Source organism: Microbacterium sp. CFBP 8794, from assembly GCF_014841235.1.
In the GTDB taxonomy this organism is placed as follows: Bacteria; Actinomycetota; Actinomycetes; order Actinomycetales; family Microbacteriaceae; genus Microbacterium.
In genome coordinates this window covers 725,953-746,110 of sequence record NZ_JACYTT010000002.1, presented here as the reverse complement: position 1 = coordinate 746,110, position 20,158 = coordinate 725,953, and the positions used below count along the sequence as shown (strand labels likewise).

Sequence of the window (20,158 nt, the reverse complement as noted above, 5' to 3'; positions counted from 1 at the left end):
CGACGTAGACTCGGCTCCGCCCGTCGCCCGTGACCGCGCGGGCGAGAACGAGAGGGGATGCCGTGGACCGACCGACATTGCCTCCCCGCCGGCCCGTGGCATCCGGTGCCACGCCCGCGAAGAAGACCGGCACGAAGAAGTCGGCGAAGGCCGCCCCGTCACCCCGTGCGTCCCGCTCGACGCCGTCGACCCCGCGGCGCGTCGACGTGCGCGAGTGGCTCGGCAAGGTGCGCGTGTCGGGCTTCGTCGTCATCATGCTGGGGCTCGTCGTGCTCGGCACCTTCGTGCTCGTGCCGACCGTGGGCACCTACATGGATCAGCGTCAGCAGATCCAGGCGCTGGAGAACGCGGTCGCCGTCAGCCGCGACGACGTCGCCGAACTGGAGTCGCAGCGAGAGCGCTGGTCCGACCCCGCCTACATCACCACCCAGGCACGCGAGCGGTTGTACTACACGTTCCCCGGCGAGGTCGTGTACCTCATCGACAACGACTTGCCCGTCTCGGCCACCCCCCAAGAGCAGCAGGACGTCAGCGAGGACGTGGGTCAGACCCGCACCGACTGGATGGCGCAGCTCGTGCGCTCGGTCGCCGACTCGGGTGCCGCGCAGGTGGCCGTGCCGACCACGGTCGAGATCGGCGTGCCCGACCCCACCCCCGCACCCGAGGCGACGCCCGCCCCGTGAGCGGCGACAGCGACGGGCGCGCCCGTCGCGCGACCCGCGGGGCTCCCGTCGCGCTCGGAACTCCGACCGCCGACGCCGATCTCGCGGAACGCCGAGACCGGACCGGTACCCTGGGAGCGATGACTACCACGCACCTTCCCCCCGCGTCCGACGCCGACCTCGCCGTGCTGCAGGCGCAGCTGGGTCGCGTGCCCCGCGGGGTCATCGGCATCGCCGCGCGGTGCGTCTGCGGCAACCCGACCGTCGTGGCCACGTCGCCCCGACTCGATGACGGTAGCCCGTTTCCGACGTTCTACTACCTCACGCACCCCGCGGCCACGGCGGCGATGTCGGTGCTCGAGGCCGGTCACGTCATGGTGGAGTTCACCGACGAGCTCGCCGCCGACGAAGACCTGCGCGCCGCGTACCTCGCCGCGCACGAGGCCTATCTGCGCGATCGCGCGGAGTACGGCGAGCCCGAGGAGATCGCGGGGATCTCGGCGGGCGGCATGCCCACCCGGGTGAAGTGTCTGCACGCCCTCGCCGGCCACTCCCTGGCCGCCGGGCCGGGTGTGAACCCCATCGGCGACCGTGCACTGGAGCGCGGCACCTTCTCGCCCGAGCGCTGCGAGTGCGAGAGCCCCGGGACCGGCGGATGAAACGCGTCGTCGCGGGGGTGGCATCCATCGTCGTCGCGATGGTGCTGACCGGCGCGGCGACCGCTCCGCCCGTGCTCACCGGCACGGCTCCCTCGGCCCCCGCGAACGCGACACCGGCCCCGCCCGTGCCCGAGGACCCCACCGACTCGGTCCGCGCGTCGGAGTACTGGCTCGACCAGTACGGCGTGCGCGAGGCGTGGAACACCACGCGCGGCGCGGGGCAGAAGATCGCGATCATCGACACCGGGATCGGGCGCGGCCCCGTCGAGTTCAACGGCGCGATCGCGGGAGGCACCGACGTGTCGGGTGTCGGTTCGTCGGACGGGCGCACCCCGGTCGGCGCCGTCGACGCCAACCACGGCAGCTGGGTCGCCTCGCTCGCGGCTTCACGGGGGACCGGTAACGGCCGCGGCATGATCGGGGTGGCGCCCGAAGCGGAGCTGCTGTCGATCTCGGTCGGTTTCGGCGCCTCCACGACCAAACCGTTCACCGAGCAGATCGCCGAGGCCATGAGGTGGGCGGTCGACAACGGTGCGACCGTCATCAACCTGTCGCTGACCACCAACACCCTCGACTGGGACCGCAGCTGGGACGACGCGTTCGAGTACGCCTTCGACAACGACGTCGTGGTGGTCGTCGCCGCGGGCAACCGGGGGAGTGGCACCGACCGCGTCGGGGCGCCCGCCACGATCCCGGGCGTCCTCGCCGTGGGCGGCGTCGACCCGAACGGCACCGCGAGCAGCAGCGCGTCGACGCAGGGCATCACGATCGGGCTGTCGGCGCCGAGTGAGCGCCTGCGCGGGGTGTCGGCCGACGGCACGCTCGTGCAATGGAACGGCACGAGCGGGGCCGCTCCCATCGTCGCCGGCATCGCCGCCCTCGTTCGCGCAGCCCACCCCGACTTGGATGCCGATAACGTCCTCAACCGTCTGATCAGCACCGCGAAGCCCGCCGCCGGCGCCACGACCGTGCCCGACAAGCTCTACGGTTACGGACTCGTCAACGCGGCGGCAGCCATCTCGGCGCGGGTCGACACCGTCTCGGAGAACCCGCTCGGGAGCCTGTCGGAGTGGATCCGGCTCTACCGTCGGGCCGACGCGGAACCCGCGCCTACCCCGACCGCCACGGCGGTCGAGATTCCACCGCTGCCGCCGGTGACATCGGCGCCCGAGGCGGGTTCGCCTCTGCTGCCGTCGCGCGATAGCGTTCTGTACGGATCGCTGCCGCTCGGCGCGGGCACACTGGCCGCTATAATGATTGCGCTCGGTGTCACTGCTGCTGCCCGGCGAATAAGACAGGCGCGCATCTCCCGCGAGCCGAGCCGCACCACAAACGAGGAGTCCCTCACATCGTGACCACTACCGTGCCCAGAATCCTCATCGTCGGTGGGGGCTACGCAGGTTTCTACACCGCGTGGAAGCTCGAGAAGCTCCTCGGCCGCAACGAGGCCGAAGTCACGCTCGTCGACCCGCTGCCGTACATGACGTACCAGCCGTTCCTCCCCGAGGTCGCCGCCGGCGAGATCGAGCCGCGCCACGTCGTGGTGAGCCTGCGCCGCCACCTCAAGCGCACCACCGTCATCGCGGGCAAGATCACCGGGATCTCGCACGCCACCAAGTCGGCGACGATCTCTCCGATCGCCGGTGACGAGACCTTCGAGCAGAGCTACGACCACATCGTCGTGACCGCCGGCGCCGTGTCGCGCACGTTCCCGATCCCGGGCATCGCCGACAACGCCATCGGGCTCAAGACCATCGAAGAGGCCGTGGCCATCCGCGACCGCCTCACGTCGAACTTCGACAAGGCGTCGGTGCTGCCCGCCGGTCCCGAGCGGGACCGCCTGCTGACCGTCGTCGTCGTCGGTGGCGGCTTCGCCGGCATCGAGGTCTTCGCGGAGCTCCGCGCCTACGCGTCGTCGCTGCTCAAGCAGTACCCCACGCTCGCGTTCGAGGACACGCACTTCCACCTCATCGAGGCGATGGGCCGCATCATGCCCGAGGTGTCGCAGAAGACGAGCGAGTGGGTGCTCGCCGACCTCGCGAAGAAGGGTGCCTTCGTGCACCTCGACACGCAGGTCAAGGGCGCCGTCGACGGCGTCATCGAGCTGTCGACCGGCGAGAACCTGCCGACCGACCTCATCATCTGGACCGCCGGTGTCATGGCCAACCCCACGGTCGTCCGTGGCAGCGACCTGCCCGTCGAAGAGCGCGGTCGCATCCGCACGCGCCCCGACCTGCGCGTCGGCACCGAAGAAGAGATCGTCCAGGGTGCCTGGGCCGCCGGCGACGTCTCGGCCGTTCCCGATCTGTCGGGTGGCGGCGTGGGCGGCTTCTGCGTTCCCAACGCCCAGCACGCGGTGCGCCAGGGCAAGCTCATGGCGAAGAACCTCGTCGCGGTGCTGCGCGGCGAGGAGCCCAAGGAGTACAACCACAAGAACCTCGGCGCCGTCGCCGGCCTGGGGCTCTACAACGGCGCATTCCAGTCGGGCAACATCGCGCTGACCGGCCTGATCGCCTGGTTCGCCCACCGCGGTTACCACGGTCTGGCCATGCCGACGTGGGAGCGCAAGTTCCGCGTCGTCGGCGACTGGGTGCAGAACTTCCTGCACGGTCGCGAGGTCGTCAACCTCGAGGCCGTCCAGCAGCCCCGCGCCGCGTTCGAGGAGTTCGCCGCGCGCCCGCGTCCGGCGGCCCCCGCGGCCGACGCTCCGGCGCCGGCAGCCCCGGCCGAGAAGAAGGCCGAGCCGGTCGCTGCGAAGTGATCTTCCGCTGATCGAGACCCTCGTACCCCGCCGGGTGCGGGGGTCTCGTCGTACCCGGCCCCGGATGCCGCGCCGTCGAGCGATACGGTGGAGGTCGGGCCCCCGTAGCCCAATGGCAGAGGCAGGCGACTTAAAATCGCTTCAGTGTGGGTTCGAGCCCCACCGGGGGTACGTCGCATCCTCGGACGTCCGCGTACTATGCACGTTCTCTGGGAGTCCCCGCCACCCACCCGTTCCGGCCGGTGCCCCGCAGTTACACTGAAGGGCAATCTCGCGAACTGAGGGTGGGGACTTATGTGGGAGTGGCTTGTACCGGTCATCGTGATCGTCGGCATTCTGGCGATCGCCGGGATCTATCTGTGGGCCACCTACAACGCCCTGGTCGCGTTGAACGTGCGTGTCGACGAGGCGTGGAGTGACATCACCGTCCAGCTCAAGCGTCGCGCCGACCTGCTCCCCAACCTCATCGAGACGGTGAAGGGCTACGCGGCCCACGAGAAGGCCGTGTTCGAGAACGTCACCCGCGCCCGCGCCGAGACGCTGTCGGCCCAGAGCCCGGCCGAGGCCGGTGTCGCCGAGGGGCACATGCAGCAGGCGCTCAAGTCGCTGTTCGCCGTGGCCGAAGCGTACCCGCAGCTCCAGGCGAGCCAGAACTTCCTGCAGCTGCAGCACTCGATCGTCGACACCGAAGACAAGATCCAGGCCTCGCGCCGGTTCTACAACGGTGGCGTGCGGGAGCTCAACACGAAGATCAAGGTCTTCCCCAACAACCTCTTCGCGCGCCAGCTCGGCTTCCGCGAGCGCGAGTTCTTCGAGGTTGTCGATGGTGCGGCGATCGCGGAACCCCCACGCGTGCAGTTCTGACGTCACGCGCCCCCTCTCACCGGAGGGGGCGCGTTCTCGTTGGCGCGGTCGTCGGGGTGGTCGTGCCGCTCCGCACGCAACGCCCCCGCGATGGAGTCCACCGCGTCGCCCCAGCGCGAGACCGTCACGCGCTCCAGGCCCTGCCACCGCGCCGCGGTTCGCAGCTCTTCGGCGACGCGGTCGGCGGCATCGGGCGGCGCCCCCTGCTCCCACCACGCCGACTGCACGCGGAGGGTGCTGTTCGCGCGGTCGGCTTTCAGGTCGAGGCGGCCCACCACGTCGTCGCCCACCACGACCGGCAGCGAGTAGTAGCCGAACCGCCGTTGCGGCGCGGGCGTGTAGATCTCGATCCGGTAGTCGAAGTCGAAGAGCCGCTCGGCACGGTCGCGGAACCACACCATCGGGTCGAACGGGGTGAGGATGGCAGCGACGTCGAGCTTGCGGGGGCGGGCGGCGTCGCGATGCAGCCAGGCTTTCGCGGGGCGACCCGCCACGCGCCAGCCCTCGACCTCGACGGGAAGCAGCTCGCCGGTGTCGACCAGATCGCGGATCGCGGCGAGGACCGCGGGGCGGTCGCGGATGCGCCAGTAATCGGCCAGGTCGGCCGCGGTGGCGACGCCGTACGCGACGGCGGCGCGGCGCACGAGCTCGGCGATGGCCGCGGCGCGGGGGACCGACGTCTCGAGCGCCGCGGCCGGCAGCACATCGGATGCCAGCCCGTAGCGTCTCTCGAACCCCCGGCGTCCGGCGATGGCGACGTCACCGCTCAGCCACAGTCGCTCCAGCCCGTTCTTCACGTCGTCCCAGCCCCACCACGACCCCCGCGAGCCGCTTCGGGCGTCATGGTCGATGTCGGCCGGTCGGAGCGGACCGCGCGCGGCCAGCTCGTCGCGCAGCCAGTCGAGCAGGGGCCGGTTCGCCCGCGCCCACTCGTCGTCGCCGTACTTGGCGCGCATCGCGTCGCGGCGGAACTGCAGCAGCGGCCAATCGTCGACCGAGACGAGCGACGCCACGTGCGCCCACGACTCGACCCAGGTCGGCCGCCGCGAGAACGCGAGCTTGTCGAGCAGCCCGGTGTCGTAGGCGCCGAGGCGGGCGAACAGCGGCATGTAGTGGGAGCGCGCGAAGACGTTGACCGAGTCGATCTGAAGGATGCGCATGCGATGCAGCGCCCCGGTGATCTGGCGCGTGCCCACCATCTCGGGACGGGCGCGGGCGAAGCCCTGCGCGGCAAGGGCGATACGGCGCGCGTCGGCGCGACGAAGCGTCGTGGTCATGCTCCTCACCGTATCCACCACCGCCGACATCGCAGCGATCGCCGGGGAGAGCGGCGGTAGGCTGACGGAATGACCGGAACCGATCCCGAACCCCGCGGATCCTTCCTCGACGCCCTGAAGCGGCGCACCGTCTCGAGCGATCTGCAGCCCCCGGTTCCGCCGGCGTTGCGCCAGGCCACGGCCTACGCGTGGCGGCTGCTGATCATCGCCGCGGCCCTCGGTGTCGTCATCTTCATCGTCATCCAGTTGAAGCTGCTCGTCATCCCGCTGCTGGTGGCGATTCTCGTCACCGCGCTGGTGTGGCCCGGCTTCTCGTTCCTGCTCCGACACCGGTGGCCCAAGTGGCTCGCCATCGTCGTCACGGTGCTCACCACCATCGCGATCATCTCGGGCCTGGTCTGGCTCGCGGTCTGGCAGATCGCCCGAGAATTCGGGTCGGTACGCGAGCGCACGGTCGCCGCGGTCGGTCAGTTCCGGCAGTACCTCATCGATGGCCCGCTGCACCTCAGTGCGCAGCAGATCGACGACGGCCTGAACCGCGCGGGCACGTTCCTGCAGCAGCAGGCCGAGGTGCTGTGGACCGGGGCCCTCGCCATCGGAACGACGCTCGGGCACGTGGGCACCGGGCTGCTGCTCACCTTCTTCATCCTCCTGTGCCTGCTCGCCGACGGCGGCGGAATCTGGCGCTGGACCACGCGGCTCTTCCCGCGCGTCGCCCGCCCCGCGGTCGACGGCGCCGGTCGGGCCGGCTGGCGAACGGTGAAGAGCTACGCCCGCACGCAGTTGCTCGTCGCCACCATCGACGCGGTCGGCATCGGCCTCGGTGCCTTCCTGCTCGGCGTTCCGCTGTCGATCCCGATCGGCGTGCTGGTGTTCCTCGGCGCGTTCATCCCGTTCGTGGGAGCCGTCGCCACCGGCGCTCTCGCGGTGTTCATCGCGCTGGTCTACAACGGACCGCTCATCGCGCTGTTCATGCTGATCGTGGTGCTGGGCGTCCAGCAGGTCGAGAGCCACATCCTTCAGCCGATCCTCATGGGCTCGGCCGTCAAGGTGCATCCGCTCGCCGTCGTTCTGGTCGTCGCCGGGGGTGCCATGATCGGCGGGATCGCCGGCGCGCTGTTCGCCGTGCCCCTCGCCGCTTTCGTCAACGTCGTCGCCGTATACCTCAGCTCGAAGGCGTGGCAGCACGACGGCGAGGCCCTGGTATCCCGAGATCTCATCTGGCAGACCGTCCCGCGCGAGCGCGGAAGGAAGACATGAACGACACTCCCACCCTGGCCGAGTTCGAAGATGCCGCGCAGGCTCTGCGCGGCATCATCACGCGGACGCCCCTCGACGAATCGCTGCACCTCACCGAACTGCTCGGCGTGCCGGTCAACCTCAAGCTCGAGAACCTTCAGCGCACCGGCTCGTTCAAGATCCGCGGCGCGACATACCGTCTCTCGCGCCTGACCGCCGAGGAGCGTGCCCGGGGCGTGGTCGCCGCCTCCGCCGGAAACCACGCGCAGGGCGTCGCCCTCGCCGCGCAGCAGCTCGGCATCGCGGCGACGATCTTCATGCCGCTGGGTGTGCCGCTGCCGAAGCTCCTGGCCACGCGCGGGTACGGCGCCGAGGTCATCCTCGAGGGCGCCACCGTCGAGACCCCGCTGCGTCTGGCCGCCGAGTTCGCCGAGCGCACCGGCGCGGTGCTGATCCACCCGTTCGACCACCGTGACATCGTCGTGGGCCAGGGAACGCTCGGGCTCGAGCTCGTCGAAGACATGCCCGACCTCGAGACGGTGATCGTCGGCATCGGCGGCGGGGGATTCGCCGCTGGAGTCGCCACGGCGGTGAAGACGCGCGCTGCCGCCGAGGGGCGCACCGTGCGCGTCATCGGCGTACAGGCCGAGAACTCCGCGGCGTACCCGTCGTCGTTGGCCGCCGGGTACCCGATGCAGATCGAGACCACGCCGACCATCGCCGACGGCATCGCCGTGGCGCGGCCCGGCGATCTCCCGTTCGAGCTCGTCCGACAGTTCGTCGACGAGGTCGTCACGGTCACCGAAGACGACATGGCCCGCGCCCTGCTCGTGCTGCTCGAGCGTGCCAAGCAGGTCGTGGAGCCCGCGGGCGCCGTCGGTGTCGCCGCCATCCTGGCCGGAAAGGTCACGGCGACCGGCCCCACGGTGGCGATCCTGTCGGGTGGCAACATCGACCCGCTGCTGCTGCAGCGCGTCGTGGCGCACGGCCTCGCGGCATCCGGTCGCTACATGTCGTTGCGCATCCCGCTTCCCGACCGTCCGGGCCAGCTCGCCCGCGTCTCGGAACTCCTCGCCCAGGCGGGCGCCAATGTCATCGAGGTGCTTCACACGCGTCACGGTCAGGGCATGCAGATCAGCGAGGTCGTGCTGCAACTGAGCGTCGAGACCCGCGGCGAAGAGCACCGGGCCCTCGTCATCCGCACGCTGGAAGACGCCGGGTTCGTGGCCACGGTCGTTCCCAACTGAGGCGCTGAGCGCACCACCCGTGCCGCGAACGCCGCGAGCCGCCCACCCCGAAGGGGAGAGCGGCTCGCGGACGGTGGGGCTTACTGGCCCGAGTAGGTCTCGACCTTGACGATCTCGACCTTGATCTCTTTGCCGTTCGGCGCGGTGTACGAACCCTTGTCGCCCTCTTTGAGGCCCAGGATCGCCGCGCCCAGCGGCGAGGCCTCGCTGTAGACGTCGAGCTCGGAGTCGACGGCGATCTCGCGGTTGCCGAGGAGGAAGACCTCTTCGCCGCCGGCGACGATGGCAGTCACGACGGTGCCCGACTCGACGACGCCGTGGCTTTCGGGAGCCTCGCCGACCTTGGCGTCCTTGAGCAGCTGCTGGAGGGTGCGGATGCGCGCCTCTTGCTTGCCCTGCTCGTCTTTCGCGGCGTGGTAGCCGCCGTTCTCTTTGAGGTCGCCCTCTTCGCGCGCCGACTCGATACGCTTGGCGATCTCTTCACGGCCCGTGGTCGAGAGGCGCTCGAGCTCGTTGTGCAGGCGGTCGTAGGCGTCTTGCGTGAGGAACGTCACCTGAGCGTCGTTGGACACGGTTACTCCTTCGTCGAAACGCAGACGGCGCGGGTTCGGGAGCCGTCGGCGGGGGATATGTCGAACGCCCCGGCATCGAGCCGGGGCGCGTCGTGATCCCGCGAGTTTACGGCACCCAGCAGGCGTTGACAAAACCTGTCGTCGCCAGCGCGAGCGTCGGGATCTGCTCGGTGAACGCGCGGGAATGCTCCTCGGATGCCGGGTACTGCACGACCCGCCATCCCACCGTCCCGTGCTCCTCGTCGCGCGCCTCGAGAGCGCAGGCGACGGGCTCGCCGACCGGGGCGGTGATCTGGAACGTCGTCGAGACCGAGCGCTCGTTCTCGACCGTGAACCCGGTGTCGGTCGCGGTGACCGAACCGAGGCTGCCGGCCACCGTCGTCCAGCCGAGGTACCCGATCGCGCCGAGGGCGAGCACGGCCACGATCGACCACCCCACGATGCGCCGCCGCGGCGAACGCGTGCGTCCGTAGCGGTCGTCGAGTTGGGCCTGCGTCGTCATGGTCTCTCCGGGCTTTAGGCTGGACATCCAGGCTACGCGCTTCCGCCCGGACCGAAGGACTCCATGCTCCCCGTGCTCGTCGCTCTCGCGACAACGCCCACCCCGGCCGTCACTCCCGACCCCGCGATCGTCACGCCGGGTCCGCTCGGCTTCGCCGCCATCGCGTTCATCGGCGTCGCCGTGTTCCTGCTCGTCTGGGACATGCTGCGTCGCATCCGCCGCGGCCGGTACCGCGAAGAGGTCAACGCGGAGCTCGACGCCGAAGAAGCGCGGGCACGCGAGGCGTCGGCCGACGACACCGACCCCACCGCCCCGCGCGTCTGACTCCTGCCGGAGGTCCCGGCATCCGGGGTCATCCGCCGTGGTACGCCGGGGCGAGGGCGATCAGCAGGCACGCCGTCCAGTGGCAGAGGAACGCCAACACGGTGCACACGTGGAAGATCTCGTGGAACCCGAAGTGCCCGGGCCACGGGTTGGGCTTCTTGATCGCGTAGACCACCGCGCCGCCGGTGTAGAGCAGCCCGCCGACCACGACAAGCACCATCATCGCGACGTTCGCCGCGAGCAGGTCGCCGAGGTACATCACCGCCGCCCACCCGAGGGCGAGGTAGAGCGCGACGTAGAGCCAGCGCGGGGTGTTGATCCAGAACACGCGGAACAGGATGCCGAGGATCGCGCCGCCCCAGACGATCGAGAGCAGCAGCACCGTCTTGGGCGTCGGCAGGGCCAGGACCGCCAGGGGCGTGTACGTGCCCGCTATCAGAAGCAAGATGTTCGCGTGGTCGATGCGCTTGAGCACCGCGAGCGTCTTGGGCTTCCAGTGGAAGCGGTGGTACAGGGCGGAGTTGCCGAACAGCAGCATCGAGGTGGCCGTGAACACGGCCGCGGCCCACTTGCCCGGGGTTCCCTGGGCCACAACGATCAGCACGATGCCCGCGACGATCGCGACGGGGAACGTTCCGGCGTGGATCCAGCCGCGCCAGGTGGGTTTGACCTCGGCCTGCGCGCCGACCGCCCCGGCGCCGAGGAGGGGGAGCTGGGGCATGTCGGGTCCGTCTGAGGGGGTCGTGCGCGTCACGTCTTCGACCCTACGTCCGCCCCCATGCCAGGGTGCGTACATGGGGGCAGGGCTCACCCTTTCCCCAGCGAGGGGCACCTGAACGTTCACGGTGAACGGGCCGGGACGCGGTAGCGTAGGAAGGTGGCGCGCGTGTGGAGGAACGAGGGGCGAGGCCCCCTCTACCGTCTGTACATCTCGCGCCTGCGTCGCCGCATGCCGGCCACCGTGCCGCACCACGTCGCCATGATGATCGACGGCAACCGCCGCTGGGCACGTCAGCTCGGGTACGACAGCGCCGCTCACGGGCATCGCGCGGGCGCCGCGAAGATGCACGAGTTCCTGCGGTGGTGCGACGACCTCGGCATCGAGGTGGTGTCGCTCTACCTGCTGTCCAACGACAACCTCGTCAAGCGCGACAGCAAAGAGCTGCAGGACCTGCTCGAGATCATCGCCCAGCTCGCCGGCGAGCTTTCGCACGAGCCCGATTGGCGCGTCAAGCACGTCGGTCGCGCCGAAGGGCTCCCGCCCGAGCTCGCCGAGGTGCTGCACGAGGCCACCGAGCGCACGCGCGGTCACGAGGGTCTGCACGTGAACCTCGCGGTCGGGTACGGCGGGCGCAGCGAGATCGTGGATGCCGTGCGCTCCATCATCAGCAAGCACGACGCCTCGGGCGGCTCGATGGAAGAGCTGGCCGCGAGCCTCACCCCCGAGCAGATCGGCGAGCACCTGTACACGGGCGGTCAGGCCGATCCCGACCTCGTCATCCGCACGTCGGGGGAGCAGCGGCTGAGCGACTTCCTGCTGTGGCAGTCGGCGCACTCCGAGTTCTACTTCGTCGAGGCGCTGGGGCCGGATCTGCGCGAGGTCGACTTCTTGCGGGCCATCCGCGACTTCTCGGCGCGCGACCGACGCTACGGGCAGTAGCAGGACGACCCGCTCGGGCGCCGAGGGGCGACCTCCGAGGCGAGTGATCTCCACGCCGCCGGGCGCCAAAACGTGCTGTTCACGAAGTCGTCACATTCGTGGCGTGTTAACGACCCGCGTCGGTGTCGCGGAGACGTACGGTGATCACATCGGGCACGGAGCCCGGTCGGGTCGACCTTCGGATCGCGACTCGTGACCCACAGGTCGACTCGAGGCAACCGGGTGATTCACCCGGGTCGGGAGTGGGTTGTGACTGCACGAGCACCATACGACCAGCGTCGCGTCGTCGAGAACACCGGATCCGAAACCGGATCCGACCAGGCCCTGCGCACGTATGTCCTGGATACCTCCGTTCTTCTCAGTGACCCGCGGGCCTTCTTCCGCTTCGCGGAGCACTCGGTGGTGATCCCCGTCGTGGTGATCACCGAACTCGAGGGCAAACGTCACGACCCCGAGATCGGCTACTTCGCCCGCCAGGCCCTCCGCCACCTCGACGAACTGCGCGTCGAGCACGGCCGCCTCGATTTCCCCGTCCCCGTGGGCACCGACGGCACCCTGCGTGTCGAGCTGAACAACACCGACCCCCAGGTGCTGCCCTCGGGCATGCGGATGGGCGGCAACGACAGTCGCATCCTCGCCGTGGCGATGAACATCGCCCAGGACGGCGCCGAGGTGACCGTCGTGTCGAAGGACCTGCCGATGCGCGTGAAGGCGGCATCGCTCGGCCTGAACACCGAGGAGTACCTCGCCGAGCAGGCGATGGACTCGGGGTGGACGGGCATCACCTCGCTCGACGTGTCGGGCGACGAGATGACCGACCTGTACGAGAGCGAGGTCGCCGTCAGCGAGTCGGTGGTGGGGCTGCCGGTCAACACCGGTCTCATCATCCACTCCGAGCGGGGATCAGCCCTCGGGCGCGTGACCGGGAACGGCGAGTACCGGCTCGTGCGCGGCGACCGCGACGCTTTCGGGCTGCACGGTCGCTCGGCCGAGCAGCGCATCGCGCTCGACCTGCTGCTCGACCCCGAGGTCGGCATCGTGTCGCTCGGCGGACGTGCCGGTACCGGGAAGTCGGCGCTGGCCCTGTGCGCGGCGCTGGAGGCCGTGCTGGAGCGTCAGCAGCAGAAGAAGATCATCGTGTTCCGGCCGCTGTTCGCCGTGGGTGGTCAGGAGCTCGGCTACCTGCCCGGCGACCAGGCCGAGAAGATGGGCCCCTGGGGTCAGGCGGTCTTCGACACCCTGGGTTCGGTCGTCTCGGGCAACGTACTGGAGGAGGTGCTGGCGCGGGGCATGCTCGAGGTGCTGCCGCTCACGCACATCCGCGGTCGGTCGCTGCACGACGCTTTCGTCATCGTCGACGAAGCCCAGTCGCTCGAACGCAACGTGCTGCTGACGGTGCTGAGCCGCATCGGCCAGAACTCGCGGGTGGTGCTCACCCACGATGTGGGGCAGCGCGACAACCTGCGGGTGGGTCGGCACGACGGGGTGGCCTCGGTCATCGAGACGCTCAAGGGGCACGCGCTCTTCGGCCACGTCACGCTCACCCGTTCGGAGCGCTCCGCCATCGCCGCCCTGGTCACCGAGCTGCTGGAGGCCGGCGAGCTGTCCTGATCCGCGGTCGAGGAGGGGTCGGGATGCCACGGTGTCCCGACCCTCTTCTCGTGCTTGCGGGTCCACATGAGAGCTTTCTCATGTCCACCTCCCCGCGCTCTCACTTTGACCCCTCAGGCTGGACACATAGGCGAGGGAAACCTCGTCACCGCCTCGGCGGTTCCCCCTGAGGAAACCCGAGATCCGTTCCACCCCTGCCGCCGTCGTTCGGGTACGTCGGCCGGTAGTGAATGTGATCTCCTCGAAACCCCCGGTACACCACCGGGGGTTTCGAGTTTCCGCGCACGGTCGCCGCCGTGCTCGGCCGGCCCCGGGGCGGTGGCACCGCACCTCGCCCCGTGCCTGTCACTCCCAGCGGTACCCCGCGCCTCGGACCGTGACGATGTGCGCGGCGCCGAGCTTGGCGCGCAGGTAGCGCACGTACACGTCGACGACGTTCGACGCGGGATCGAAGTCCATGTTCCACACCCGGCTCAGCAACTGCTCGCGGCTGAGTACCTGGCCCGCGTGGCGCATGAGCTCCTCGGCGAGGGCGAACTCGCGGGCGCTGAGATCGATCGCGCGGCTGCCGACGGTCGCGCGGCGGGCGAGCACGTCGAGCGTCACGTCGCCGTGGGCCACGGTCATCGTGCCCGTCGGGACGGGTTCGCGCAGGCGCGACCGGATGCGCGCGAGCAGCTCGTCGAACTTGAACGGCTTCGCGACGTAGTCGTTGGCCCCGGCGTCGAGGCCCTCGACGGTGTCGCGCGTGCCGGTACGAGCCGTCAGCATGATGATGGGCACCGACGAACCCTGCCCCCTCAGGCTGCGGAGCACCTCGAAGCCGTCGAGCGAGGGAAGGCCGACGTCGAGGAGCACCAGGTCGACCTCACCGGACAGCGCCGTGTCGAGCGCTTCGGCGCCGTCGCCGACGGTGACCGTCTGATACCCCGCCGACGCGAGGCCCTTGGCCACGAAAGCCGAGATGCGTTCTTCGTCCTCGGCGATGAGGATGCGCGTCATCCGGTTGCCTCTCTCTGCAGGACCACGTCTCCGGCGCGAACCGGGGTGGGGAGCTCGGCGGCGGAGCGTCCGCGCACGAGGGGGAGGTGGAGGGTCATCGTGGCGCCGCCGCCCGGGGTGTCGCCCACCGAGCAGTGTCCGTCGTGCGCGCGCACGATGGCGTCGACGATGGCGAGGCCGAGACCAGAGCCCTCGATCCCGCGCCCGGGGGAGATCCGATCGAAGCGGCGGAAGACGCGGTGACGGGCGGCGGGCGGAATGCCCGGCCCGTGATCGCGCACCCACAGCCGCGCCGTCGTGTCGTCGGCGCTGCTGCCGATCTCGATGGCGGAGCCGGCGGGGGTGTATTTCGCCGCGTTGTCGGCCAGCTGCAACCACGCCTGCACGAGACGGTCGGCATCACCGTGGACACGGCCCGATGCCCGTGCCTCGATGCTCCAGGTGTGATGGGGAATGGCCCCGACGAGTTCGGCCACCCGGTCGGTGAGACCCCCCACGTCGATGAGGGATGCCGAGAGGGTGGCCGTCTCGGCATCGGCCAGGGCGTCGATGTCGTCGACCAGGCGCGCCAGGCGGTCGAGTTCGGCGATCCCGAGATCACGGGTGTCGGAGGCGTCCTGAGGATCGGACGGGTCCATCATCTCGAGGTGTCCGCGGACGATGGTGATGGGCGTCTTCAGCTCGTGCCGCACGTCGTCGAGCAGGTGTCTCTGCGCGTCGACCGACATCGCGAGGCGGTCGAGCATGCCGTTCACCGACGTCGTGAGGTCGGAGATCTCGTCGTACCCGTGTGCGCGCAACCGCGTGCCGAGGTCGTCGATCGTGATGGCGTCGGTGGTGTCGCGGAGGCGCTTGAGGGGCGAGAAGAGGCGGCCCGTCACGAACCACCCCGCGACTCCCACGAGCAGCAGGACTCCCACCGCCGAGAGGGCGTAGGTGGTCGTCGACAGCGCCACCAGCTCCATGCGCTGGTCGATCGAGATGACCTGCACGGCGGTCGCTCCGCGATCCGCGACGGCGACGTACAGCACGGGACCGTGGGAACTGTCGGCCTGCCCGCTCAGCTGCTGGTCGGCGAGACGGGCGGTCAGCGAGGCCAGGAGCACCGGATCGTCGGCGATGGCCAGACCGGGGGGCGAGGGGGTCGCGGCGAGCACCTGGTCGCCGTCGAGCGCGAGCGTGCCGTCGGTGCGGCCGGGGATCGTTCCCGCGACCAGGTCGACCGGGTCGTCGGAGCTCGACGCCACCGATGAGGCGAAACCGTCGAGCTGCTTCTGCGCGTTCGCCAGCACACGCTCGCGCTGAGCGGCGAAAGTGATGCCGCCGGCGATCATCATGCCGAGCAGGACGACGCCGAGGATCGCGCCGAGGATTCGCACCCGCGTCGAGATCGGTCTCGTCGTGGGGCTCATCCTCCGATTATGGCGCGCCTCGGCGTCGTCGTCGTGCGGCTCAGCCCGGGTGCGTCATCGACAGCAGGTCGAGCTTGGCGTCGAGCACCTCTTCGGTGATCTCGCCGCGCTCCACGTAGCCGAGATCGATGACGGCCTCGCGCACGGTGATGCCCTTGGCGACCGAGTGCTTCGCGATCTTGGCGGCGGCCTCGTAGCCGATGACCTTGTTCAGCGGGGTGACGATCGAGGGGGACATGCCGGCGAACGCCTCGGCGCGAGCGACGTTGGCCTCGAGGCCGTCGATCGTCTTGTCGGCGAGCACCCGCATGGCGTTGGCGAGCAGGCGGATCGACTCCAGCAGCGCCGTGCCCATGACGGGGATGGCGACGTTGAGTTCGAACGAGCCCGACGCACCGGCCCAGGCGACCGTGGCGTCGTTGCCGATGACGCGGGCGCACACCATGAGGGTGGCCTCGGGGACGACCGGGTTGACCTTGCCGGGCATGATCGACGATCCGGGCTGCAGGTCGGGGATGTGCAGCTCGCCGAGACCGGTGTTCGGCCCCGATCCCATCCAGCGGATGTCGTTGTTGATCTTCGTCAGCGACACGGCGATCGTGCGGAGGGCTCCGGATGCCTCGACGAGACCGTCGCGGTTGGCCTGGGCCTCGAAGTGGTCCTTGGCCTCGGTGATGGGCAGCTCGGTCTCGGCCGCGAGCAGCTCGATGACCTTCTGCGGGAAGCCGAGCGGGGTGTTGATGCCGGTGCCGACGGCGGTGCCGCCGAGCGGGACCTCGCCGACGCGGGGGAGAACGGCCTGCACGCGCTCGATGCCCAGGCGCATCTGGCGGGCGTAGCCGCCGAACTCCTGACCGAGGGTGACGGGGGTGGCATCCATGAGGTGGGTACGGCCCGACTTCACGATGCCCTTCCACGCGTCGGCCTTCGCCTCGAGCGCGACCGAGAGGTGGTCGAGGGCGGGGATGAGGTCGGTGATGAGCGCCTGGGTGACGGCGATGTGCACCGAGGTCGGGAAGACGTCGTTCGACGACTGCGACGCGTTGACGTGGTCGTTGGGGTGCACGGTCGAGCCGAGGATGCGGGTCGCGAGCGTCGCGAGCACCTCGTTCATGTTCATGTTCGACGAGGTGCCGCTGCCGGTCTGGTACGTGTCGACGGGGAAGTGCGCGTCGTGCTGACCGGTGACGACCTCGTCGGCGGCCTGCGCGATGGCGTCGGCGATACCGGCATCCAGCGTGCCCAGCTCTTTGTTGGCCAGGGCGGCGGCCTTCTTGATGCGGGCGAGGGCCGCGATCTGCGTCGACTCGAGGCCCGAGCCCGAGATGGGGAAGTTCTCGACGGCGCGCTGCGTCTGCGCGGCGTACAGGGCGTCCTTCGGCACGCGCACTTCACCCATGGTGTCGTGTTCGATGCGGTACTCGATGTCGGTCACGTCGTCGTTCCTCCAGGTCGGTCGTTCTGCTTCAATTGGGGCTCATCACGCGGGCGCTTCGACGCGCGAGTCGTCGATGTCGCCCACGATGACGACGGGGAAGGCTTCCCCTTCGTCGAGTCGGTAGTTCGCGCCCACCACGGCGCAGCGGCCCTCGGCGACGGCTTCGCTGATCAGGTCGGACGCCCGCAGCAGCTCGCCCACGGTGTAGCGCAGGTGTTCGCGGCCGACCAGCTCGGGATCGACGGCGTCGGGGACGCGGCCCTCGACGGCGCCGGCGCGCTGGACGCGGCGCACCGCGGGGACGATCGGGGCGATCTGGCGCCAGATGTACGCGGGCAGGGTGGGCGCATCGACCCCGGTGCTCTCGATGGCCGCACCGACGGCGCCGCACGCGTCGTGGGCGAGGACCACGATGAGGGGGACCTCGAGCACGCCCACGGCGTATTCGAGGCTGCCGATCACGGAGTCGGAGATGACCTGGCCGGCGTTGCGCACGACGAACAGGTCGCCGAGGCCCTCGTCGAAGATGATCTCGGCGGCGAGGCGCGAGTCGGAGCAGCCGAACAGTGCCGCCGAAGGGTGTTGCGCGGAGGCCAGTTCGGCGCGACGCTCGACGTCCTGCCGGGGGTGGGCGGGTGCGCCGGAGATGAAACGACGGTTTCCCTCGACCATCTGCTCCCACACCTGGTGGGGGGTCATGCGCTCGCTCACGGGACCTCTCTCAACTGCTCGATCTGGGATGTCACGGAGGCGGCCGCCAGGGCCGCGGTCTCGGGGGCGGCGTCGCCGTACACGAGCACGTAGTCGGGGCCGGCGGCGGTGGCCAGCGCGTAGTCGATGTTGCCGGTGCCCGCGGGGTTCGCCGGGCGGTAGACGTTCCACTCGATGCCGTCGATGGTCGTGGTGTCTGTGGCCCGGGTTCCGTCGAGCAGCTGTCCGGCCCAGGCCTCGTCGGCGTCGAAGCCCTGCGCGATCCGGAGGAAGCCGGACTCACCGGAGCGCACGTAGACCATCGTCCACGCCTGCGTGCCGCCGCTGCCCTCGATGGTGGCCTGGTTGACGCGCCACCCCTCGCCGAGCGAGGGGGTGAGCACCGGACGCCCGCGATCGCTTTCGAGATCAGCCGCGAGGGCGACCACGTCGGGCTCGGGACGGGGTGCGGGTTCGCCACGCGGCACGGCGGCCACGACGACGAGCACCACGGCCACGGTCACGAGGAGCGCGGCGATGAGGTTGCGGAAGGTCTTGCTGGAGCGATACCGGCGCGACGACTCGGCCTTGCGGTCGGCCGCCTCTTGCGGGGTCTCGGGGCGGCCGAGATGGGCGACGACGCGGGCCATCAGTCGTCCCCTGCGTCACCGCGAGCGGCATCGAGCCGGCGCTTCGCGCCCAGGAGCCATTCTTCGCAGCGCGCGTAGAGCTTCTCGCCGCGTTCCCAGAGCGCCAGCGACTCCTCGAGCGTGGGGGCACCCTGCTCGAGCTCGGCGACCACGCGCACGAGTTCGTCGCGGGCCTGCTCGAACGAGAGGGTGGCGACGTCGGAGGCGGAGCCCGGGGTCGTCGCGGTCATGGCATCCATTCTAGGCGGGACGCGCGGTCACGCCGTCGCCCGGTGCCTCGGCGTCGAGCGGTCGGTCGTCGGGCAGGGCGCCCTCGGATCGCGCGACGAGCGTGCCCTGTTCGACCGTGATCTTCAGGGCGGCGCCGGCGGGGGCGTCGCGGGCGTCGCGCACGACGGAGCCGCCGTCGCTCTGCACGATCGCGTATCCGCGGGCGAGGGTGGCGAGCGGGGAGAGCGCGCGCAGGCCCGCGCTGAGCTCGCGCGTGCGGCGACGTTCGCTCTCGAGCCGACGGTCGACGATGTCGCGGCCCCGATTCGAGAGCATCCACAGCTCCTGCGCACGGGAGGTGAGCATGGAGTGCGGAGTGCGCAGCGCCGGGCGCGAGCGGATCTGCTCGAGCTGCGCGATGTCGTGCAGCACGCGCTGGGTCAGTCGGCCGGTGAGCCGGGCCCGCAGCTGCGCCACGATCGCCCGCTGCTCGGCCACGTCGGGCACGACGCGCTTGGCGGCGTCGGTGGGGGTCGATGCGCGCACATCGGCGACGTCGTCGAGCAGGGGGCGGTCGTTCTCGTGCCCGATGGCGCTGACGATCGGGGTGGATGCCGAGGCCACGGCCCGCACGAGTCGTTCGTCGCTGAAGCCCAGCAGCGTCTGCGGATCGCCCCCGCCGCGGGCGATGACGATGACGTCGACCTCGGGGTCGGCGTCGAGCGCCTTGAGCGCGGCGAGCGTCTCGGGCACGCAGCGCTCGCCCTGCACGGCGGCGTATTTCGTGCGGAAGTTCACTCGGGGCCAGCGCAGCTCGGCGTTGCGGTGCACGTCTTTCTCGGCATCCGAGTTCTCACCCGTGATGAGCCCGATGCAGTGGGGGAGGAACGGGAGCTTCTTCTTGCGCACCGGGTCGAACAGACCCTCGGACCGCAACTGCACGCGCAGGCGCTCGAGGCGCTCGAGCTGTTCGCCGAGCCCCACGTGCCGCATCGCCGACACGGCGAACGAGAAGTCGCCCGTGCGGGGGAAGTAGTCGGCCTTCACGCACGCGACGACGCGGTCGCCCACCTTGAGGTCTGCGGGGAGGCGGTTGAGCGTGCTCGACCAGATGCGGAACGCCACGGTCGATTCGGTGCCGAGGTCCTTCAGACGGCCGAACACGTTGCCGCCGCGCCGGTTGAACGAGGTGATCTCGCCCTCGACCCAGACCGAACCCCATCGTTCGATGAAGCCGCGGATGGTGTCGTTCAGCCGCGACACCGAGGTGGGCGCATCGGTGCTCGACTCGCGGGGGTGCACGGAGTCGGCGGGCGGCGCCTGCCCCGCGATGGTCTCGGGCTGGAACGAGGTCATGGTCTCCGGAAGGGTCGAGGTG

The 20,158-nt window shown here is 70.2% G+C and carries 21 protein-coding genes and 1 tRNA gene; 11 read left to right on the top strand and 11 right to left on the bottom strand.

Annotated features, from left to right (window positions below):
* The first annotated feature begins 62 nt into the window (after nucleotides 1-62).
* The 6 genes from IFU19_RS07395 to IFU19_RS07370 all read left to right on the top strand — a co-directional run bounded on the left by IFU19_RS07395 (nucleotide 63) and on the right by IFU19_RS07370 (nucleotide 4,946).
* A complete protein-coding gene (locus tag IFU19_RS07395) occupies nucleotides 63-683 on the top strand; it encodes an FtsB family cell division protein (protein WP_235560599.1) in 621 nt (206 codons plus the stop codon).
* A gap of 119 nt (nucleotides 684-802) precedes the next feature.
* A complete protein-coding gene (locus tag IFU19_RS07390; protein ID WP_192013323.1) occupies nucleotides 803-1,321 on the top strand; it encodes a DUF501 domain-containing protein in 519 nt (172 codons plus the stop codon).
* The gene (locus tag IFU19_RS07385; RefSeq protein WP_070409666.1) at nucleotides 1,318-2,676 is read left to right on the top strand and encodes a S8 family serine peptidase; all 1,359 of its coding nucleotides are present in this window, start codon (nucleotides 1,318-1,320) and stop codon (nucleotides 2,674-2,676) included. Before IFU19_RS07390 ends, IFU19_RS07385 begins: the two co-directional genes overlap by 4 nt.
* The gene (locus tag IFU19_RS07380) at nucleotides 2,673-4,082 is read left to right on the top strand and encodes an NAD(P)/FAD-dependent oxidoreductase (protein WP_235561593.1); all 1,410 of its coding nucleotides are present in this window, start codon (nucleotides 2,673-2,675) and stop codon (nucleotides 4,080-4,082) included. Before IFU19_RS07385 ends, IFU19_RS07380 begins: the two co-directional genes overlap by 4 nt.
* A gap of 98 nt (nucleotides 4,083-4,180) precedes the next feature.
* Nucleotides 4,181-4,253: transfer RNA gene (locus IFU19_RS07375), tRNA-Leu, on the top strand.
* Nucleotides 4,254-4,376: 123 nt separating this feature from the next.
* Nucleotides 4,377-4,946, top strand: coding sequence for a LemA family protein (locus IFU19_RS07370; protein WP_055836054.1), 570 nt, complete (start codon nucleotides 4,377-4,379; stop codon nucleotides 4,944-4,946).
* A gap of 2 nt (nucleotides 4,947-4,948) precedes the next feature.
* Here the strand turns inward: IFU19_RS07370 and IFU19_RS07365 are convergent, their stop codons facing one another.
* Nucleotides 4,949-6,223 carry a winged helix-turn-helix domain-containing protein gene (locus tag IFU19_RS07365; protein ID WP_192013322.1) on the bottom strand — a complete coding sequence of 425 codons (1,275 nt, stop codon included), beginning with the start codon at nucleotides 6,221-6,223 and terminating at the stop codon, nucleotides 4,949-4,951.
* 69 nt (nucleotides 6,224-6,292) lie between these two features.
* On the opposite strand from IFU19_RS07365, the gene IFU19_RS07360 reads away from it, so the two are divergent.
* Nucleotides 6,293-7,483, top strand: coding sequence for an AI-2E family transporter (locus IFU19_RS07360; RefSeq protein WP_192013321.1), 1,191 nt, complete (start codon nucleotides 6,293-6,295; stop codon nucleotides 7,481-7,483).
* A complete protein-coding gene (gene ilvA / locus IFU19_RS07355; RefSeq protein WP_055836063.1) occupies nucleotides 7,480-8,709 on the top strand; it encodes a threonine ammonia-lyase in 1,230 nt (409 codons plus the stop codon). The genes IFU19_RS07360 and ilvA overlap by 4 nt, the downstream gene beginning before the upstream one ends.
* 80 nt (nucleotides 8,710-8,789) lie before the next feature.
* Here the strand turns inward: ilvA and greA are convergent, their stop codons facing one another.
* Nucleotides 8,790-9,281 (bottom strand): transcription elongation factor GreA, encoded by a 492-nt coding sequence (gene greA, locus IFU19_RS07350; protein WP_055836066.1) that lies wholly within the window; start codon nucleotides 9,279-9,281, stop codon nucleotides 8,790-8,792.
* A gap of 106 nt (nucleotides 9,282-9,387) precedes the next feature.
* Nucleotides 9,388-9,783 carry a DUF4307 domain-containing protein gene (locus tag IFU19_RS07345; RefSeq protein WP_055836069.1) on the bottom strand — a complete coding sequence of 132 codons (396 nt, stop codon included), beginning with the start codon at nucleotides 9,781-9,783 and terminating at the stop codon, nucleotides 9,388-9,390.
* A gap of 63 nt (nucleotides 9,784-9,846) precedes the next feature.
* Between IFU19_RS07345 and IFU19_RS07340 the strand changes: the two genes are divergently transcribed.
* Entirely contained in the window at nucleotides 9,847-10,107 is a 261-nt protein-coding gene (locus IFU19_RS07340) for a hypothetical protein (protein ID WP_055939530.1), read from the top strand.
* A gap of 28 nt (nucleotides 10,108-10,135) precedes the next feature.
* On the opposite strand, the gene trhA is transcribed toward IFU19_RS07340, so the two are convergent.
* The gene (trhA, locus tag IFU19_RS07335; RefSeq protein WP_192013357.1) at nucleotides 10,136-10,828 is read right to left on the bottom strand and encodes a PAQR family membrane homeostasis protein TrhA; all 693 of its coding nucleotides are present in this window, start codon (nucleotides 10,826-10,828) and stop codon (nucleotides 10,136-10,138) included.
* Between the two features lie 165 nt (nucleotides 10,829-10,993).
* On the opposite strand from trhA, the gene IFU19_RS07330 reads away from it, so the two are divergent.
* Both IFU19_RS07330 and IFU19_RS07325 read left to right on the top strand, forming a co-directional pair.
* A complete protein-coding gene (locus IFU19_RS07330; protein WP_055837794.1) occupies nucleotides 10,994-11,767 on the top strand; it encodes an isoprenyl transferase in 774 nt (257 codons plus the stop codon).
* Nucleotides 11,768-12,016: 249 nt separating this feature from the next.
* Nucleotides 12,017-13,378 carry a PhoH family protein gene (locus tag IFU19_RS07325; protein WP_191914832.1) on the top strand — a complete coding sequence of 454 codons (1,362 nt, stop codon included), beginning with the start codon at nucleotides 12,017-12,019 and terminating at the stop codon, nucleotides 13,376-13,378.
* A 345-nt stretch (nucleotides 13,379-13,723) separates the two neighbouring features.
* Here the strand turns inward: IFU19_RS07325 and IFU19_RS07320 are convergent, their stop codons facing one another.
* From IFU19_RS07320 to xseA, 7 genes are read right to left on the bottom strand one after another with little or no spacing between them, the layout of a single operon-like run.
* Nucleotides 13,724-14,380: a response regulator transcription factor gene (locus tag IFU19_RS07320; protein ID WP_191914833.1), complete on the bottom strand. Its 657-nt coding sequence runs from the start codon at nucleotides 14,378-14,380 to the stop codon at nucleotides 13,724-13,726.
* Nucleotides 14,377-15,792, bottom strand: coding sequence for a sensor histidine kinase (locus tag IFU19_RS07315; protein WP_055836080.1), 1,416 nt, complete (start codon nucleotides 15,790-15,792; stop codon nucleotides 14,377-14,379). The genes IFU19_RS07320 and IFU19_RS07315 overlap by 4 nt, the downstream gene beginning before the upstream one ends.
* A gap of 40 nt (nucleotides 15,793-15,832) precedes the next feature.
* Nucleotides 15,833-17,227, bottom strand: coding sequence for a class II fumarate hydratase (locus IFU19_RS07310; protein ID WP_070409673.1), 1,395 nt, complete (start codon nucleotides 17,225-17,227; stop codon nucleotides 15,833-15,835).
* A 45-nt stretch (nucleotides 17,228-17,272) separates the two neighbouring features.
* A complete protein-coding gene (locus tag IFU19_RS07305; protein WP_441004767.1) occupies nucleotides 17,273-17,941 on the bottom strand; it encodes a carbonic anhydrase in 669 nt (222 codons plus the stop codon).
* Nucleotides 17,938-18,570, bottom strand: coding sequence for a DUF4245 family protein (locus tag IFU19_RS07300; protein WP_055939541.1), 633 nt, complete (start codon nucleotides 18,568-18,570; stop codon nucleotides 17,938-17,940). The genes IFU19_RS07305 and IFU19_RS07300 overlap by 4 nt, the downstream gene beginning before the upstream one ends.
* On the bottom strand, nucleotides 18,570-18,809 hold the full coding sequence (locus tag IFU19_RS07295; protein WP_055836088.1) for an exodeoxyribonuclease VII small subunit: 240 nt from the start codon (nucleotides 18,807-18,809) through the stop codon (nucleotides 18,570-18,572). The genes IFU19_RS07300 and IFU19_RS07295 overlap by 1 nt, the downstream gene beginning before the upstream one ends.
* Before the next feature lies 1 nt (nucleotide 18,810).
* On the bottom strand, nucleotides 18,811-20,136 hold the full coding sequence (gene xseA / locus IFU19_RS07290; protein WP_192013320.1) for an exodeoxyribonuclease VII large subunit: 1,326 nt from the start codon (nucleotides 20,134-20,136) through the stop codon (nucleotides 18,811-18,813).
* Between the last annotated feature and the right edge of the window lie 22 nt (nucleotides 20,137-20,158).